This window comes from Quyinboa ferrireducens (genome assembly GCF_042436675.1).
In the GTDB taxonomy this organism is placed as follows: Bacteria; Bacteroidota; Bacteroidia; order Bacteroidales; family UBA5342; genus JBHJHP01.
Window position 1 is genome coordinate 86596 of sequence record NZ_JBHMVA010000003.1, and the last position, 14646, is coordinate 101241.

Here is a 14646-nt window from a genome sequence, read left to right on the forward strand (position 1 = left end):
TTACCTTTAATCTCGCCATTAAATATTCATTATTAATTTTTAATCACTGTTATCCGGCTAAAAAATCAATATTACTTAAAGATTCTTCGCTTCATTTTATTACGCTCAGAATGACAGTCTCTTAGGTTCATATGGGGCTGGAGGAAGGGTTGGTTTTCGAATCTGTAGCAAACCAACCCTTCCTCCAGCCCAAGAGCCAGCAACTGCCTGTCGTTCCGAGTGAAGCGAGGAATCTCTGAAGCTTTAACCGGACAACAGAAATTTTTAATTATGCATTATTCCACCGGTTCCAATATTCCGGCAAAACCACCGCCTTTGGCCATTTTAACGTGAAGATTGGTTCCTTTCACAACCTTAGATTCTGACAGTTTATAATCTTCGGCCATACGGTTTGCGTTCACCCCATCACTAACCATGGTCAGTTTATATGTTTTACCGTCCGGCAAAAAATCAAGTGACAGCTCAAATTCGCGTTCAGTCCAGTCTGTCATGCCACCAATATACCATTTGTCTCCATGTCTTCTGACCAGTACCACATAGTCACCAACATTAGCTTCAAGTACTTTTATGTCGTCCCAGGTCGTAGGAAATTCAGCAATGAACCCGGTATATTCAGAATCTCTTAAATAATTGGACGGACAATCAGCCAGCATCTGCAATGGCGCTTCATAAATCACATACATGGCAGCCTGATGGCAGCGTGTACCCTGACTCATTGGACGTTCAAATGATATACTGAAATTAATTTCCTGGGCATTTCGCATGGCACCAGGGGTGTAATCCATTGGACCGGCGAGCATACGTGTAAACGGAAGTGTTACATCATGTTCGGGTGTTATGAGATCACTCCACTTATCGTTTTCAAGACCTTTTACTCCTTCATAGTTTACAACATTGGGATACAAAGCCTCAATACCCGACGGTTTAAATGCACCGTGAAAATCTACCAGCAAATGACGTTTTGCCGCTTCACGCGCAACATTTTCATAATATTCAACCATGAGTTGATCGGCACGTTGCATAAAATCGACCTTGATTCCTGCCACGCCCATCTTCTCATACAGATCAAGTGCCTCAGTTAGATGCTCTTCAAGCGGCTTCCATAAAACCCAAAGTATTATGTCCACATTTTTTTGTTTGCCATACGAAATCAACTCATCCAGATCAATATCATCTGTTGATTTCAAAATATCAGTTGTGGTTTTTGACCAACCTTCGTCCAGTATAATATATTCCAGCCCATACTTCGAAGCAAAATCAATATAATATTTGTAGGTTTCTGTATTGATCCCCGATTTAAAATCAACGCCGTAAATATTATTGGCATTCCACCAGTCCCAGGCCACTTTACCCGGTTTAATCCAGTCTGTCGGAATCTTTGCCCCACTATTAAGACACACAGGTAAATCGTTTTCCAGAAGGGCTTTATCGTTATCTGCAATCATAAACACGCGCCATGGCAGATCCTTTCCAGGCTTAACTTTAGCAATATAATCTGCCTCTTTCGTAATAACTACATTACGGTCTCCTCCACGTTCTGCAGGTTCAATTCCCAAGGGATATTGTGGATAAAGAGACGATAGTCCCATGCTGCCATTTCCCTTCAGAAACAATTGCGGGTAGCCCGTAACATCTGCCTCTGTTATTCCAATACGAATGCCGTTTACAGTTGCCAGCATGGGCAGGGAACAAAACATATCACGTTTTATATCATCAATTTTTAAATCAAGATATTGTCTTTCATAATGCGAAATTAACTGATCCTCTTTAGGAAAGAGCAACGACGAACCTGGTTCAAAACCAAATTGTACAACTTCATTTTCTATCGCTGATTCTTTTCTGAAATCAGTTAATATGCGGTATGCCACACCACTGTTATATACCCTGAATACCAGCGTTAATCCGTTTTTCAACACCAATCTATCCTGATTGTACTGAACGGTATGATCCGCATATTTTAACGGAACTGAAGGTTTTACATTTTGAATAACCAATCCTGTGTAAGATTTTCGAATCTTTTGTTTTTTCATTAAATCCTTCCCATTCGTAACCAGCCCAATCACTCCATTTTCAATAACTGGCTGACCATTGAATGAAACGCTCCATGTCACCTGATCCGAAACATCATATGTGAGTGTAATTTTTTGGTCAGGCGACTTAATCTGATTTTCAGAGAATACCGAAAACGATACAATCGTCATTACGGTAAATAGTAAAAGCTTTTTCATATAAGTATTATTAATCGGTTATAGTTTCCATAAATGCGTTCCATAAGTTATCATTTTTGGGTGGATCCGCCGTTATCGTGATTTCCTTTTTCTGAACAGGGTGAATAAACTGTACCTGTCTGGCATGCAACGAAATTCCTCCATCAGGGTTAGAACGTGCAAATCCGTATTTAAGGTCCCCTTTTATAGGAGATCCTATTTTAGCCAGCTGACTTCTTATCTGATGATGCCGGCCCGTTTCCAGCTTTACTTCCAGCAAACTATAGTTTGTAAGTATAGACAATGTACGGTAACTCAGGATAGCTTTTTTAGCATCCTTACGCTCACTTTCATAAGCATACGATTTATTCTGTTTTTGGATCCTAACCAGCCAGTGAACCAGTTTGTCCTCCGGCTTTTCTGGCTGTTGTTTCACCACAGCCCAGTAAATTTTGTCAACCTCCCTATCCTGAAAAATCTTATTCATTCTGGCCAGTGCTTTTGAAGTTCTGGCATAAATCACCACACCACTTACAGGCCTGTCCAGTCTGTGCACCACACCAAGAAAAACATCTCCGGGTTTATTATACTTAACCTTGATATACCTTTTTATTTTGTCTGCTAAAGTCTCGTCGCCTGTTTTGTCTCCCTGAACAAGATCTGAAGTGCTTTTATTTATTGCAATCAGGTGATTATCCTCGTATAAAATATTTATATCCTCCATCCGGTAAACCTGAATTAATAGGACTCTTTTTTATTTGGGAAGTCAACAGATTTTACATCCTGCACATAATTTTCAACGGCACCTTTAATTTCGGCAAATAAGTTATGATAGCGTCGTAAAAAACGGGGTGAAAATTCCTGATTTATGCCCAACATGTCATGCAACACAAGTACCTGTCCATCCACCCCCGGACCAGCTCCAATGCCAATTATCGGAATGGTCAGCTCTTTTGCAACTTTCTCGGCCAAAGCTGCAGGTACTTTTTCAAGTACTATGGCAAAGCATCCTGCTTCTTCAAGCAGTTTCGCATCCTCCACCAATTTATTGGCTTCAGCCTCCTCTTTTGCCCTAACGGAATACGTTCCGAATTTATGGATTGATTGCGGTGTCAGGCCCAAATGCCCCATAATTGGTATTCCTGCAGACAATATTCTGTTGACAGATTCAAGTACTTCACTTCCACCCTCCAGTTTTACAGCATCCGCATGTGTTTCTTTCATAATACGAATTGCACTGCTTAAGGCTTCCTTGGAGTTCCCCTGGTATGATCCAAACGGTAAATCCACCACAACAAGCGCTGTGTTCACAGCTTTTACTACCGAACTTCCGTGGTAAATCATCTGATCCAGTGTAATTGGCAGAGTGGTCTCATTTCCTGCCATAACATTTGATGCCGAATCACCGACAAGAATAACATCTATTCCTGCATGATCCACAATTCTGGCCATAGAATAATCGTAGGCTGTTAACATTGATATTTTTTCACCACGCAGTTTCATTTCAGAAAGGCGGTGTGTTGTTACTCTTTTTCTGTCTCCTGTAATTGCTGACATAATACATCTGTTTGCGGGAAAGCAAGTCCCTGATTCGATCAACAAAGGTAAAAAAAGTCTTTATATGGATTATTCAATTTATTTTTATATCCATAAAAAAAGGGAGGCCTAAGCACATCCCTAAAGACAAAATTTCTTAAATCAATTTTTAAATCACGTATTTCATTTTTTAATAAAACGCTTAACAACAGCGTTCTTCCCATCAGATAGCTTACAAAAATAGATTCCGGGATTTAATGTTGATACATCTACAGTCTTGTTTCCAGCTTTATCCCTTTTAAGCTCCTCCCCGTTTAATGAATAAATAATGATTTCACGGATTGGTTGTCCGTTACTTATTTTTAATTCGCGGTGTACTGGATTTGGATACAATGTTACGGTTTCAAAGTTGATAGATTCAACAGCCAGATTTGTTTCGGTACGCCATATTTTAGGAGAATTATAGTTCCCAATTATGGCATTGCTTGTGAAAACAACCGTATCCATGATTTCAACTGTCTGATTCATCTTTTTAAAATAAACTTTAAAATTCACTTTTTCATTTTGCGTATTACTGTAAACCATCAGGAAAACCTCATGTTTGTTTACTTCAGGAATATAAACCGACTGATTAACTCCCCGGCATTCGCCTTCAACAAATGCAGCAATTGTAACAGAATCATTTACGACAGCCCAATCATATCGTGCCATACAGGTTATGGTCATTGTATTCTGAAAATTTGCCGGATTAACCGTCCATTCATCCTGAGCATTTATATTCAAATGACATAAGCAGAGAAACAATAAGCTTAATGTAAAGAGTTTTTTCATGATATATATTTTTTATTCCGGACAGGAATATTCTGCCCGGAAATTTCATTTTATAATTTAATAAGTTTTATAACTGTCTCTTCCGATCCGGCCTGAACCTTAACCATATAGCTTCCTGGTGCAACATTATCAGAACTGTCATCTGTTCCATTCCAGGTCACCCTGTTACTATCAACCTGAATTACTTTTACAGTTCTACCTGCCATATCCTGTATTATTATTCGTTCTGCCTTTGATGGATCAACATAGATATCAACGACTGAAGCAAACGGGTTGGGATAAACATAGATACCCGAATTTCCAAACCCTGCCCTGGCATCTTCTGTAAACAATTGCACAGGACTTTTTACAGTGCCCAGAATCTGATTTATACCCAGATGAATTTCACCGGGACCAAACAGCTCTATTGATTGCTGCCCATTAGAAAGTTCAAAACGCAATTCCGAATCATCCCCGTTTTCTCCACCAACAGAAAGAAAATAGACCGGTACTCCGTTTACAATTTCCGGTTCAACAATGCCCCTGAAATTATCACCAGTATAAACCATAAGATTATAGTCCCTGCTGTCCATTCCGACAACTTCGGCCACAATATTCATTGAATTACTGTACTCTGCGGGTATAATGCTAAGATTGCTATTTACGTTCATCACAGCACCTTTTGTGTAAAGCGACTGCTCAGGATATAAGAATGATACATTCTCAGATGCACCGGAATAGTACATGTATCCTTTGTTTGGTTCGAGATATTCAAGACTTCCTATCCATCCCATAACCGGATCGTACATTGCAAAACGTGTTCTGCCTTTTATCAGGTCATCAGTTTGTGGCGTGTAATAAGCCAACGCATCATTAACCGGCATCATCGTCTGAGGCACGTAACCTATCCAGCTCCAGCCGGGCTGCAGAACAATCGGATAATCCGAAGTTTTGGCCGGAATACCGTAATATATCAGATTGTCGCTGTAGCTGTTCTTCATCATGTAAAGCTTGCCAATTTCGAGACCACCTGCTGCTGACAAAGAGCCATTCCAACCCAGACCGGTCACATAATTATCGAAAGCTGTCGATCCTTTTATAATATCTCCGGTGGTCGATTTTACATCTTTCATCAGACCATCAACGGAACTTAATGTATCGGTTTCAAGATTGAAAGAGAGCCAGTTCCATCCGGCATCAATTGTGATATCAGCTTCAACATCATCGTTTGCGACAATTTCGATCGGAGTAGACGGCCTACCCATAATATCATCCGCCTGGAATATCAGTTCAGGTGTAACATTTCCATGAGTTCGGCCTGTACTGGCATCCCATACTTTAAATATTACTGTCTCACCTTCTTTATTGGCATAAATCTGGATAGGCACAAGATAGATGTTATAATCGCTGTAATATTTCAAATTACATACGCCTCGACATTCGTCTCCAACAAAAGCGCCAATCCTGTCATCAATATCTGTGGAAACCTGACCATTAATGATCAGCTTACCAAAAACAGACATGGAATATTCAAATTCCTGATCCTCTATGCTCCATTGCACATCTTCACCTCTTACTTTCACGTTGACAATCAACTTCTCATCAAAACCATCAGTAGATGTGAGATAAACCGCTGTTTGATAGTCTCCAATATTTAATGCGCCGGATATTGTAAATTCAATATGCTTTTCACTTTCCGGATCGATGCTGCCTGACGACTCATTTACGGTTAACCAGTCCGGAAGATTTGTGATCAAAAAGCTTTCAACAGCACCACCCTTGTTATAAATTAAGACGTCGAAGGTTCCTGTTTCACCAACCATCTTTTCAGCTTCAACTTCAGATGACGACCATAAAAGATTATTCTGATGAACATAAGCACTCCATTTCGCAGGTGATGCAATAGAGTTTCCATGAAGGTCCTCAACACCAACGACAGAAATATCCAGAATACACTTTTCAATGCGCTCAGGCTCAACATCAGGTGTGAGTATAATCTTATCTCCGTTGGCTGTAAAGATTACGGGCACTTCCTCTGCCGGTTTAACATCCTTAATATTTGGTGCATCATCAGAGAATGTTACCGATCCTGTAAAAATAGCCTCAGCACTGATCTTTGATGCATCAGTTTTTGAATCATGCTGTACAAGCTGATCAAAGTTATCCTTTTCATACCGTTCAAACGGGTAATATGCAATCAGCCCTGTTTCACTGCCAGTCAGCCTGTTATTGCTGTTCAACGACAATTCATTTTCCTTAATTTCTGCATTCCAGATGCGTATCTCATCCACCAAACCATTGAAATAATGCATCACCTCACCATCAAATTCGGAAGCAGTACGCCGTTTCATTGCACCAATGAGTATTTCATAACCTGCAAATCCGTTGACCTGACTATTAGTTACGGTCCAAGTGATTTCACCATCAAGGTAAACTTTTGCTTCACCAATCCGTGAAACTGTCAATGCAAATTTATGCCATGTATTATCAAAAGTGTTGAATGAGGTTATTTCCATATTACCATTCATGGTTCCAAGCATGAGATGACCATTCGGTAATGCAGCAATTTCAAGACAATGTTCAGGTCTGGATTTTCCCTGTATACCACAACTGAACAATGCTGCAGTGTCAGACTGAATATCTGCCTTGAACCAGAATTCAATGGTATAATCCTCATCCTGGCTAACCGGAATCAGTGTCGCATCCAGTGAAATATAACTATCTGAACCGATATTTACCGCTTTTCCTTTGGGATCAACACTCCATTCTGCTCCATTTATTTCTGCATGCCTGTTTTCGGCAATATCCTCAGCAAGAGTTCCTGTTGCATCATCCATTGGCCAATATCCAATTAAGGAAGGATCAGTAAATGCAGGTGCATTATACATCTCGGAATATACCACAGAAAGATTTCTGGCTTCGCTGTATATTCTTACATCATGCATATTTCCGTTCAGGAATTTACCATTTGCCAATGACGTTCCAAAATTTAAGGGCCCGTTTCCTCCATATAAATAAGTATCCGGCATATCGTGAATTATAACTTCCTCATCATCCAGATAAATCTTAAACCTGTTTCCACCAAGATCGTATACAAACGCATAATGATGCCAGTTTTCTGTATCTGTACTAACAGAACCTGATGCAGATTCCGTTCCAAGATAAGCTGTCAGACTATTTCCACCTGATATTTCCAATCCAACAGATTGATCCGGAGAACCATATGAAAAGAAAGTTCCGTCCCCTGTTGTTTTTGCCCAGAATTCAAGCGTAAACGATTTATATGAGAGGTTTACACCGGCAGGAACGGTGGCATAGGACGCTGAACCATCAAACCCGAGACTTGCCTGATGATCGATTTCATAGCCATTCAGAACGCCCCTGACCACAAAGTTTTCTGAAGTCAGTAAACCTGTTTCTATCTCCTCACTAAATTGAACAGAGATATCTTCTCCGGCAGATAATATACCATCCGAAGGTTGCGGATGCCCAAATACATAAGGCCTGATGCCGTCCAGAATACCTGCTTTTACATCAGAATAATTCTTGTTACCATCATTACAATAGGTTACAGCTCTTAAATCGTATGCCCTGTCTCTGAGTTCAGACATATTCCACTGCAAACGTGCATTGCTGCTGCCACTTAGACTAAACGTATCTTCAACAGCATCATTATTGGCCAACAACGGATCATTTACCCACCAGTATAATGTTGTCCATGTAGATGAACTTTGTGGTTTATATTGGAAGCCGATGCTTTTCAACCGTTCATGTTGCAGGTTATATCCATTAATAAGAACCGGCAAGGTATCGTTCATATCAGCATTTACAATCCACTGATCCAAAGGTTCAGCCAGATTAACCGGTGAACATGAAGGAACAAAATGAGCTGACAATAAAACCGTATCTGCAATATCTTCCCAGAAATTGGTAGGATCAAACTGACATTGCGAATGAATTATCATTGCAAGATCATCGTATTCATCCACATCAGATTTTCCTTTATAAACTTCTACCGTTTTATAAATTGTTTTACCGGCAGGTAACAAAATTGCTTTACCTTCTGCCCCCATTGAAGTCCCATCCACATAAATTTTTGCTCCGTCAGGATTACTGGAAGGATCAGCAATTAAAATATACCATCCGTCATCGTTTGTCTCGGATGTATTGGCCAGCTCTAAGGTAAAGACTGCCGGTTCTGTTTCCGGCACACCTGAAACAAACAACTGCGGTGCAGAAATTGAAGGTTTCTCAATCTGCATGGTAGCTTCGTTCAGCACCTCTCCTGGTTTATAATATTTCGATAAAGTAACTCCTTCATACGGACAGGAACTTTGTCCTCCACGGGTTCTAAACACGGGCCCGTTACCCGACTGACATTCCCTGATATCTACTGTATAATAGTCGCCTGCATCTTCATCTGCCAAAACAAAACCAACGGTATTGTTTTGCGTGGTGGTTGTTTCACTGTCATGCGTGTAATCCAAATGCCAGGTTTGTTTTGTTTCGAGTCTGAACCCGAATTTATTGACAGAAAATCCCAGTTCGAGAGCCAATCCTGCATTCATTTCGTATTCAAAGGAGCTGGTTTCTGTTGAATCCACACTGTTTTCGATACTGGCTTCGTAGCTGGTACCCGCATCAAACGACACATTTTCAGGAATGCCTGTTTCTGATTTGAATTTTTTAGCCTTGACTTTTTGCTTTTCGTTAAGCCTAAGCTTGCTTTCCCACTGTGCTATCTGCTGATTATAAAACCTCACGGAATCGGAATCCCACATGGGATGGCCTTCTGCATCGTTATCAGGCATATACGTGTACGAAAGACCGTTATGCGGATCATCGGGCGTAGCGTCGCTGCCCCACACTTTTTCATCGTCGTTGTTCGACAGGTACCGGGGATCGTCCTGACTTAACACATGTGAAACGTAATTACCTGGATGAGAAGTAAAAAACAGGTTTCGCAACATTATTAAATTGGGAATCAAGGCATTTTCAATATGATTTTGGGTATATACAAACGTTGTCTTCACTTCCGGAGACATTCTTAATCCTTTTCGCTGTCCAATACAATAAATTGTACCATCAAAATCAACAGAATCCTTTAGTGTACCCTGATCCAGTGCATCACCGGGTTTAAGAACCTGCAAAAATGTAGCGAGGCCATAAATCATATTGGTACTGCGTCCGAAAAACACATCGCCCATGTCGCCCACATAATCCGGTGATTCACTGGTGCTAAACCCCTGATTATAGGTAACCGTGGTACTTTCGCTACTTCCGGCGCCCCAGTTTAATCCGGTTTGGACTGTTAAGCCCACAGAATTGTCTGATTCAAATTCATTCTGAACTGAGAAAAAGGGTGATCCGGCCTGGGTAGCTATTCTAACACCAAGCATGTGCACCAGACTGGTTTCCTGCTCCCAGCCATTAATCAGGTTGGTTGTGCTAACCTCTGTGGTGGTAAAACCTTCTTCAAAAAAGGCGTAGGAATTTGATCCTGGAGGGTCACGCAAAATAAAATCTACTTTGTCTGGTCCCTTTGTCACAAAATTATTCCCGGTAGGAACAGCGCCAAACACATAGCAGACCAAAGGCGCTTCGCTCCACTGGTATGCCACATTATCGACCATCAACTGAATATCCATACTATGCGTATACGGATCAGCAAGATTTGGCATTCCCGCACTGAAGCGGTAAATGGCATAACCTTCTTCATTTAATCCGATACTGTAATTATCACTGTTAACGGCACAGTCATTCATTATGTAAACTTCGCCATCCGTAACAGGAACCTTATCTACAACTTCCGGCTGATCACTGTTTTCATAGCTTTCAATGGCTACGATCAACAAACTGTACGGATTTCCCATGGTAAATGACGGATGTCCGAATTTATATTCCGGCATACCATCACTTGCTGTTGATGCTATTGTTAAAGGCGCATATTCACCAAGACCGTTATCATATAAAATAATGGAATCACCCAGTAACGATGAACCATTTCCATTGTAAACTTCCAGTTCCGGTGTATTTCTCCAAATCCAGTTTCGCTCCTGATTATAGGTTAAAACAGTATCCACTCCTGTCAGTGTTTCAGAACCATCGGTATTTGTCTCAAATAAAGAATCCACCACATATTTTTCGTTGAAAACACTTCTCAGATCAATGGTTGTTAAATCCTGATCACGATTAAACTTATAAGTTGTGTTACCTATTGATAAGGCATCTTTGGGTTTATAAACTTCCGGCAAAAGATCAATTTCAAAATTACCATCATTCGGACTTGTATAAAATGTGGTATCACGTTTGCCATTAGGTAAATTATACTGTTCGCCTAAGCTGGTCAATGTTATTTCAACTACTCCCAGGTTATTCTTTGCAGGATTGTTGACCGAACCGGATTGTTTAGCTGCTTCAACCGGCCCCCCAACTACTTTCCCAATCAGTTTAACCCTGGTTTTATCATAAAAATTAAGATTATCAATAGGTATATTAAAATAGTGCTTCAGTATATCTCCATTTGAATCTTTTCCCGGATAATAAGCAGATATAAATGTGTGTCCGTTTTTCTCAACCTCAATAAAGTGTTGCCCAATAGGAACATCCACCTGATACGTACCATCCTCTTTAGTTGCCACCGGCATATTGTCGGCTCCCTTAACATAATCGCCATCAACTTTTATGTACACATCTTTTACGGGGAAATTGGTTCCTTCGTAAACAATCTTTCCTTTAACTACAAACGATGAAATATCGGTAAAATCAATTTTATTATGAACCGGAGAATTATCCCCAATAAATAATTCGATATCGGCCGGATCAAACTCATGCACACCAAGCATCGGAATGATCCTGAATGTACCACCACTTCCGTCATACCGAATAGAGGAAATCTTGTAATTGCCATATTCATCAGTTATGCCTGATACGTGCAACAGCTCTTCCGGGGGAACCTGGGTGCTCCAGATAATGGTATCGGCTGCAAAATGATTTTTATGATAATTTCCTCTGATATTGGACACATCATAAGTGCTGTTTCCAAAACCTTCATCCATACGAAGATATGAAATCAGGTCTTTTTCTTCTCCTGTCAGAATACGTTTATAATCGCGGTAAATATCTTCTTCAGGCCTTTGAGTATTCCAAAACCTGACTTCATCCAGATAGCCTTTATAATTATTATCACCAATACCGATAACAAATGTTGTGTCACCAGCTTCAAATCCATTGATATTTACAGCGGTCCAACTTCTGAATCCTGCCTTTTTTGAAGCCTTATGTTTACCATTTACAAACAAGGATATTTCAGTTGGTGATACATTGATCGCCACATGCGTCCACTGTCCTGTCGGAATTGCGTCCGACCCTGAAAGAATGGACGTAAATATATTTTCATTAACCTTTTCTGCAATTTTAACCACCGGAATACCTTCCAGAAAATACAATTTAAATGCTCCTGCTGAAAGCAAGGTAAAGTTTAACCGTTCCGGTTTGATCCAGGCTTCAAAACCAAATGGCTTTGTTTGCAACGAATCAAGGTCGTTTAGTGTTTTAACAAAATATAAAGGCTCAGTACTTCCATCCTGATAAATACAATGCGACGGAGAAAAATAATTGCTTTCCACCCTTATTTCCACTCCCTGAACAGCATTACCTCCCGCGAATGATGTTTTACCGCTAACGATTCCTACATTGGTTCTGAATCCTTCGGTAAATTGTTCTTCGGAATATTCGTAACTGCTGTTACATTCGGCTCGCGCAATAATTTTGTATTGATAAAGCACGTTGGCATCCAAATCCTTATCAACATATTCTGTAGCATTTGGATTTGTAACGGTTGAGAGCAGAGTAAAACTATTTGCTTTGGATGACTTGCGATAAATTTCAAAAGCATTAATATCCGGCCGCTGATCCGGGTCAACAGCCCATTCCAACACCACACGATCGTTAAAATATCCTTTCGAAGCGTCTATGCTCTCAGGAATGAATACATCCGTAAAATCAAGGCTTTTATTAAAGCCCGCACTCCAAGCTGATTCACCATTATGAGTGTCATACGTACAGCTGTTAACTGCCTGAATCATATACTCATATTCAATACACGATCCGGCAGACTCATCAATATAAAACCTGACATTCGGCTGATTTTCCAATTCATCAATTAGAATGGTATTTCCGTTAACAACTCTTCTGTAAATTCTGAAACCGGTAGCCAAAGCCGATGCCGGCTGTGTAAAGTCCCAGTCAATTCTTATATTTCCGCCTTCTTCGCTTGCCGTTATATTCTGTGGATTTTCGGTACATGGCTTATTTGTCCTTGCCAGCACATCGCCTCCATCTTCAAAATAGGTACAGCCGTCATTTCTGGCTTCTATGGCATATGTTACCGGTTCTCCGTATTGTTGATCCGGAACATCATAGGCATAATTTGTAGTCCCTTTATCTGTAATATCTGTAACAAGATTCCAACTTTCATCCGAAGTTTTTGAAAATATGGAATAACCATAAATGGCCTCACTGCTTTTAGTCCAGGAGAACACAAGCTTTCCATTACAGGTCTGATCATCTTCAACAGAAAAATTACGTGGATAAGCATAAGCTTTTGATCTACCTCTGATTAATTCCCCTTCTGATATATATATTCCCTGTTCCCTGTTAAGAGGGTTGTCCGGGTTATACCATCTCGATTCGACTTTATATTCGTACTCTGTCTCTTTTTCGATGCTGTTGTCCTGATAATAATCTGAATTTGTCTGACATAATAACGTAAAATCATACTCTTCAACGGGTGAAATTTGTCGTCTAAATATCGCTGAGGTTCCTGAGAAAACAGATTTATCCCAATGCAGGTAAATATCATCACAATTTTCGGTTAGTGTCAGATTATAAGGTTTCACAGGATTTGCAGGATGATGCTCATTATAATGAGCCGGAATATTATATTCCACCATTCCTATACCTAAAGCATCATAAGTGGTTGAAGCAATGTTATTATTATTATTTGCATCCCGGTACATATTGACCCTCAAACTGTTGAACAAATACTGATATTCTGGTTTGAATGAATTTATGTCGAAAAAAGTTTTGTTTTTAACGTATTGAATCTCTGTTGAAGTTAACGCTCTGTCCCATAACCTTAACCCGGACATATAACCATAGAAAGCTTCATTATAACTAGTGTAAGGAGACAGGCCTTCGCCCAGATAACTGTACTTCTGATAACTGATTTCACTATCTCCGCTTCCATATGATATCATATCAAAACCGGTTTGCGAACTTTTGTATGATCCATTCACATAAAGCTTTACGGTTGCATCTCCATCCTTATCGCTCGGAGAATCAAGAACTACGCAAATATGAGTCCATTTATTGTGAAAATTTGCCTCATAATAATCTGGAGTAAACTTCCAAAGCAGATCGCTGTTACTACCATCATCATTACCATCAGACACCCTAATGGCCCATTTGTCCCCTGAATGATCCTTACTCTCAAATGCAACAAAAAAACTATTATGATCATCATCCCACTTACCATAACTATAAACAAAATAGTAGTTGCTGGCATCTTTTGAAAATTGTGGATACACCCATATATCTACTGTAAAATCTTCATCATGATAAACCTGCATTCCTCGTGTGTCATCATTTCCATTACTTATTCTTACATATGAGTTACGTTCAAAATCTGCTGCAAAGAATGGTTCCTCCAACTCACTTGCATTGCTTATACAAGTTTGAGAAAATGAAATTGTTAAAATTGAGATGAACAATAAAAGAGTGAGATAAATCCGTTTCATGGTGATAGTATTGATTAAACAGCCAAAATATTCAATTAATTAATACAAAAATAACAAAAAAGGTAATACTTAAAACTTTTTTAACACAAAATCTACTTTCACACAAAAAGTATATTCAGTAAATATATTTTAGCATAAATAAATAATAAACAGCCACTTGTCAATATTTAAAGGCATAAACCATGCGATTAAATTAAAAAAACGGATCAAAAAATCGTATCAAAGTTAATTTTTAATTAACCAATGCTATAACATTTATTGTATAAGTGGCATACCACCACAACACATCAATA

Annotated in this window: 5 protein-coding genes; all 5 read right to left on the reverse strand. The window is 39.6% G+C overall.

The genetic code is table 11. The features are described from left to right. Positions 1–275: 275 nt before the first annotated feature. The 5 genes from ACE01N_RS06530 to ACE01N_RS06550 all read right to left on the reverse strand — a co-directional run bounded on the left by ACE01N_RS06530 (position 276) and on the right by ACE01N_RS06550 (position 14353). On the reverse strand, positions 276–2228 hold the full coding sequence (locus ACE01N_RS06530) for a glycoside hydrolase family 97 protein (RefSeq protein ID WP_380586023.1): 1953 nt from the start codon (positions 2226–2228) through the stop codon (positions 276–278). A gap of 10 nt (positions 2229–2238) precedes the next feature. Then, entirely contained in the window at positions 2239–2931 is a 693-nt protein-coding gene (locus ACE01N_RS06535; protein ID WP_380586025.1) for an RluA family pseudouridine synthase, read from the reverse strand. Positions 2932–2945: 14 nt separating this feature from the next. Further along, a complete protein-coding gene (gene panB / locus ACE01N_RS06540) occupies positions 2946–3764 on the reverse strand; it encodes a 3-methyl-2-oxobutanoate hydroxymethyltransferase (protein WP_375728462.1) in 819 nt (272 codons plus the stop codon). Positions 3765–3926: 162 nt separating this feature from the next. Next, positions 3927–4574, reverse strand: a complete 648-nt coding sequence (locus ACE01N_RS06545) for a T9SS type A sorting domain-containing protein (protein WP_380586028.1) — start codon at positions 4572–4574, stop codon at positions 3927–3929. A gap of 50 nt (positions 4575–4624) precedes the next feature. Then, positions 4625–14353: a LamG-like jellyroll fold domain-containing protein gene (locus tag ACE01N_RS06550; protein WP_380586030.1), complete on the reverse strand. Its 9729-nt coding sequence runs from the start codon at positions 14351–14353 to the stop codon at positions 4625–4627. Positions 14354–14646 lie beyond the last annotated feature (293 nt).